Source organism: Bradyrhizobium sp. PRIMUS42 (assembly GCF_023006515.1).
In the GTDB taxonomy this organism is placed as follows: Bacteria; Pseudomonadota; Alphaproteobacteria; order Rhizobiales; family Xanthobacteraceae; genus Bradyrhizobium.
Map to the genome: position 1 here is coordinate 1 of NZ_JALBGZ010000507.1, position 4736 is coordinate 4736.

Below are 4736 nucleotides of genomic sequence, written 5' to 3' on the forward strand. Positions count from 1 at the left end.
GTGCCGAGGAGACCAGCGGTGGCGAGCGCCTGCGCCGCCGGCACGACGTCGTCGTCGAGCCCGGCGAGCAGGAAGACCGGCGCCTTGACGTCGTTCAGATCGACAGTACGGCCAAGAGCAACAAAACTGCCGCCGGCGATCTGGTTCTCCCGGAAGACCCGGTTGACGACCTCCAGATAATATTTGCCCGGCAGATCGAGCGTCTCCGCGTTCCAGCGGTCGAAGCGCGCGATCAGGGCCGCGCCCTCCTCGTCCGACAGGTCTCTCTGCAATGCCGCTACGATATCGTCGCGGGTTGGCGCCTTGGACCACAAGCGGAGCATCTCCCCGCCGCTGACATTGCCGCCGCCGCGTGCGACGAGTTGGTCGTAGACCATCTCGGGTGCGTTACGGGTGAGCCGGCACAACGAGGAATCGATCGACAGGTCCACGGGAGCACCGACCAGCACCAGCCGCCGCACCTTGGCCGGGAAGCGCGCCGCATAGAGCAGCGACAGCCAGCCGCCCTGGCAGAGGCCGACCAGATCGACCGGCGCGCCGATCTCGTCGATGGCGACGTTGAGATCGCCAAGATAGCTGTCGATCGAGAGATAGCGCATGTCCGGCGTAGATGACCGCCAATCGGTGAGATAGATCCGGTCAATGCCGCCGTCTTGCAGGGAGCCCACCACGCTGTGTCCGGGCGCGAAATCGGCGATCAGGGCCCGATGCAGCGCATAGGGCGCACAGACCAGCACCGGCTGGCCGGACCGCGTCCGCGTGCAATCGCGCAGGCGCATCGTCCCAAGCTCCAGCGCAACGCTGTTGGGCGTCGTCCACGGCAGCTTGCGCTCATCCTGCTCTGCCCGGCCGCGCTCGACCCACCAGAAGCAAGCGTCCATGGCGAGCCGGGCCGCCGTAAACGGCCAGAGCAGCGGCTCGTCAGGGGCATGATCCGGTCCGCCCGGCTGTTTGCCGATCTTTTCCACCATGACTTTCTCGAGTCCTTACAGAAACGCCTCGAGGCCGACGACGGAGATGCCGAGGTCCCGAAAACTCTGATGGGCCGCGGCTGCCGAGCGGTCGAGATCGATAGCGCGGCAGGCGTCCTCGATCACGACAACTTCCAACCCCGCCTTGCGCGCATCCTCCGCCGAGAAGCGGACGCAGAAGTCCAGCGCGAGACCGGCGACAAAGACGGTCTTCAGCTCACGTTCGCGCAAATACCCGAGCAGACCCGTCGCCGTCCGATGGTCGTTCTCGAACAACGCCGAATAGGAATCGATGCCGCGGCGAAACCCCTTGCGCACCACGAGGCTCGGTCTGACGACGTCGAGATCGCGATGGAATTCGGCGCCCGAGGTGCCCTGCACGCAATGCGCCGGCCAGAGCACCTGTGTGCCGTAATCGAGCTCGATGGTCTGGAACGGCTGCTTGCCCGCATGGTTCGGCGCGAACGAGACGTGGTCGTGCGGATGCCAGTCCTGAGTCAGCACGACGTTGGCGAATTTTTGGGCGATTCGGTTGATCGCAGGCACGACCTTCTCGCCGCCGGGAACGGCAAGCGCTCCGCCGGTGCAGAAATCGTTCTGCACGTCGATCGCCAGCAGCGCGTCGCAGTCGGAAATCTTCATCGCCAGTCTCGTTCGATGCGCCGGGTGCGCCGGTGCCAGACCCGTCCCCTCAGTGTCGGCCTTCCCGCGCTGCTTCGCAACCGGCGGCACCGTGCGAGGCCTGCGCGAATTGGTCACCGGATGACGGACAGGATGCAACGCTTTGGCCTCGTCCGTGTTGACTAGGCGCACCCAAGGGCGGATTCTCGCACTGACCGACAGGGCGGATGGGGTCAAAGGCGTGGAGGACAGGGTTGGCGCGGCCGGAAGGCGGTGGCAGCCGCGAAGTCATGAATATCGGCAGGACAGGACAGATTCTTCTCGCCGATATCGGCGGCACCAACGCGCGCTTTGCGCTGAGCCAGAGCGAATTGGGCGGCGGCGATCTCGATCAAATCGGACCGATCGACTATGTGAAGGTCGCCGACTTCCCGACCGTCCGGGAAGCCATCTCGGACGTCCTGGCACGCAGGTCGGGCGGCAGGCCGCCTCAAAGAGCCGTGCTGGCCGTCGCGGGTCCGGTCACCAACAACCGCTGCGTCATGACCAACAGTCCCTGGGTCATCGACGGCAACGAGTTGCAACCGGCTCTCGGCTTCGACAGCGTCCACGTGCTCAACGATTTCGAGGTGGTCGCCTGGTCCCTGCCCGCGTTGCAGCCTGCCGATCTGATCCCGCTTGGTGGACAAGATGGCCTGCCCGGCGAGCCGTTGCTGGTGGTCGGACCCGGAACCGGCTTTGGCGTCTCCTGCCTGGTCGACCGCCATGGCGCGCGACTGGCCGTCGTCACCGAAGCCGGACACGCGACGCTGCCGGCGGAGAACGAGCGCGAGGAACGGGTGATCACGTGCTTGCGCCGACGCCTCGGCCACGTCTCCATCGAGCGTGGCGCGCTCTCGGGTTCCGGGCTGCAAAATCTCTACGAAGCCTTGGCGGAGATCGACGGCGCTCAGGTGCCGCAGCGCGATGCTGCCGGCATCACCAAAGCCGCCCTGGAGGGGAGTTGTCCCATCAGCCGCGCGACGCTGGAGATGTTTTGCGCCATCCTTGGCTCAGTCGCCGGCAATCTTGCGGTGACGTTCGGCGCCCGCGGCGGTGTCTATATTGCCGGCGGAATCGTGCCGCGCTTTCCCGAGTTCCTGATGGCCTCCGCGTTCCGGGCACGCTTCGAAGCCAAGGGCCGGTTCCAGGACTATTTGCGCAACATTCCAACCCGGCTCGTGATCAAGCCCGATGCGAGCTTCGTCGGCCTGAAGATGTTCGCCGACCACAACGTGGATTGAGGCGTCCTCTCTGCTCGCCGGTTCCAATATTCACAGTTGATTCAGCGCACGTGCGGTTCCACGCATGAACGCGCTTGCCTGCATGTTCCCGATGAGAAACAATCAGGCCGTGTGTGGCGTAGTTGCGGGGGCGTAACATGCGTAAGCAGGATCTGGGTTTCGACTATCACCGCTATCACCGTCTGCTGAGCGAGGCGGACAATGAAGACAAGCGGCAGGCCCTGATCGACCTGTTGATCGAGGAAAAGGCGCGAGACCGGTTGGCCGCTCAGCGCGCTTCGGACCGTGCGGCCATGACGGCCCATACCATTGCCACGGTGCTGAGGAACGGTCGCAACTGAGACTTGCAATCCGGCTGCGGCAGGCGCGAACGCGGGAAACGATTGCAATTCCATTAACGATTTCCCGCAATCCGACGTCAAACTTTTTGCTCTAAGTGTTCCCTCACCTGATGCAATTCAGGATCAACACAGGGGGCAATGAACATGAGCATGATTTCGATCGCCGCGATGCCGGCCGTCGTCGAAACGCGTTTCGCCGATTCGTCCTTCAAGACGATCTTGCTGTCCTGCTGCGCGGGCCTGGTCGCCTCGTTCGGCCTGATGGCGCACGGCATCGACCTCGGCGCCGGCCTGATGTGAGACCGCGACAAAGTCCATCGCCAGATGGCCGCCCCTGACGGGCGGCCATTTTCGTTGGCAATCTCCGCGCGGCGACTTCGCCGTCGCCCAGCGCGGCGTCTGCGCCGTTGCCAGCGCGGCGTCTGCACCGTCACTAGTGCTGCGCTTTGACGGGGGCTCCTGGAAACATCGAATCGATCATCGCCTTGAGCTGATCCATTGCGATCGGCTTGCGCAGGATCGGCCTGCGCCGGAGCAAGGACGGCAGCAGCTCGGGGCCGTAACCGGTAGCGAACAGGAACGGTTTGCCGCGGCGCTCGATCAGGTCGGCGACGGGATCGACGTAGACGCCCATGAGATTGATGTCGAGAATGGCCAGATCGTATTGCGCGGTCATGGCGAACGCGCTGGCGTCCCGGACATTGTCCGCTTCCGCAACGACGTGGTGGCCGAGCTCCACCACCATGTCGGCGATCATCATCCGGATCAGCGCCTCGTCTTCGACCAGGAAAACGGAGAGTCCGTCCGCCATATCAACCCCGCAGTCAGCTTGCAAAGCTAACCATACATCAATTGTGGAGAGGATTCACGAATTCGTGGCGGGCGCCGTTAATTCAGACGCGCCCGATCCGATTCAACTTGATCAATCCAATCCGCGCTCGTGGCTCAGGCGCACCATCTCCTGAATGAAGACCTGCTTCTGCTTGTCATCGAGGCTCGAAAAGAGCGGCTCGGCCGCGTCGGCGACATTGCGCTGGTCGGCGGCCCGGTCGATCAGGAACTGCGATTCGTTGCGCATCTGCTCGATGATGTCGTCGGGCGGATCCCGCTTGGCGCGCGCCACCCGCAAGTTGAGCCGCTCCGCGCCATTATGCCCCAGGTAGTGCATGGCGCTCGAGAAGCCATACCAGTGCTTCTCCTGATCGGACGTGAGGTTCAGCTCGGTCTTGATCCGCTCGATATAGGCATCGCTGTTGGCGACGATCTGTTCGGCGGTCTGCTGCGGCGCGCCCGGCTGGGTGAGGACCGTGACGTCTTTATTGTCCTTGCCCTGCGGTGCGTTCTTCGCCTCCTTGCTCGCCTTGGCGCCCTTGCCCGCTTTGCCGCTCTTGGCATTGTCCTTGGCCGCGCCCTGCTGCTTGGCATCCTTGCCAGCGTCCTTGCCCGCGTCCTTGGCGGCCGGGGCCTGATTGCCATTGTTGTTGCCGACGCCGAGCACGCCGGTGAAGACGCCGACCACG

Annotated in this window: 7 protein-coding genes; 3 read left to right on the forward strand and 4 right to left on the reverse strand. The window is 64.1% G+C overall.

Annotated features, from left to right (window positions below; genetic code table 11):
* Together MOV75_RS27895 and pncA are read right to left on the reverse strand one after the other, a co-directional pair.
* Positions 1-971: alpha/beta fold hydrolase (locus MOV75_RS27895; protein WP_247006962.1), on the reverse strand; the 971-nt coding region annotated here is incomplete at its 3' end.
* Positions 972-986: 15 nt separating this feature from the next.
* Positions 987-1613: a bifunctional nicotinamidase/pyrazinamidase gene (gene pncA, locus MOV75_RS27900; RefSeq protein ID WP_247006963.1), complete on the reverse strand. Its 627-nt coding sequence runs from the start codon at positions 1611-1613 to the stop codon at positions 987-989.
* Positions 1614-1882: 269 nt separating this feature from the next.
* On the opposite strand from pncA, the gene glk reads away from it, so the two are divergent.
* The 3 genes from glk (at position 1883) to MOV75_RS27915 (ending at position 3516) form a co-directional block, all read left to right on the forward strand.
* Entirely contained in the window at positions 1883-2875 is a 993-nt protein-coding gene (gene glk, locus MOV75_RS27905; RefSeq protein ID WP_246921593.1) for a glucokinase, read from the forward strand.
* Positions 2876-3012: 137 nt separating this feature from the next.
* Positions 3013-3216 carry a hypothetical protein gene (locus MOV75_RS27910; RefSeq protein WP_246921575.1) on the forward strand — a complete coding sequence of 68 codons (204 nt, stop codon included), beginning with the start codon at positions 3013-3015 and terminating at the stop codon, positions 3214-3216.
* 144 nt (positions 3217-3360) lie between these two features.
* The gene (locus tag MOV75_RS27915) at positions 3361-3516 is read left to right on the forward strand and encodes a hypothetical protein (RefSeq protein WP_246921573.1); all 156 of its coding nucleotides are present in this window, start codon (positions 3361-3363) and stop codon (positions 3514-3516) included.
* 133 nt (positions 3517-3649) lie between these two features.
* On the opposite strand, the gene MOV75_RS27920 is transcribed toward MOV75_RS27915, so the two are convergent.
* Positions 3650-4027 carry a response regulator gene (locus MOV75_RS27920; protein WP_246921571.1) on the reverse strand — a complete coding sequence of 126 codons (378 nt, stop codon included), beginning with the start codon at positions 4025-4027 and terminating at the stop codon, positions 3650-3652.
* 111 nt (positions 4028-4138) lie between these two features.
* On the reverse strand, positions 4139-4736 hold a 598-nt coding region (locus MOV75_RS27925; RefSeq protein ID WP_247006964.1), incomplete at its 5' end, for a Spy/CpxP family protein refolding chaperone.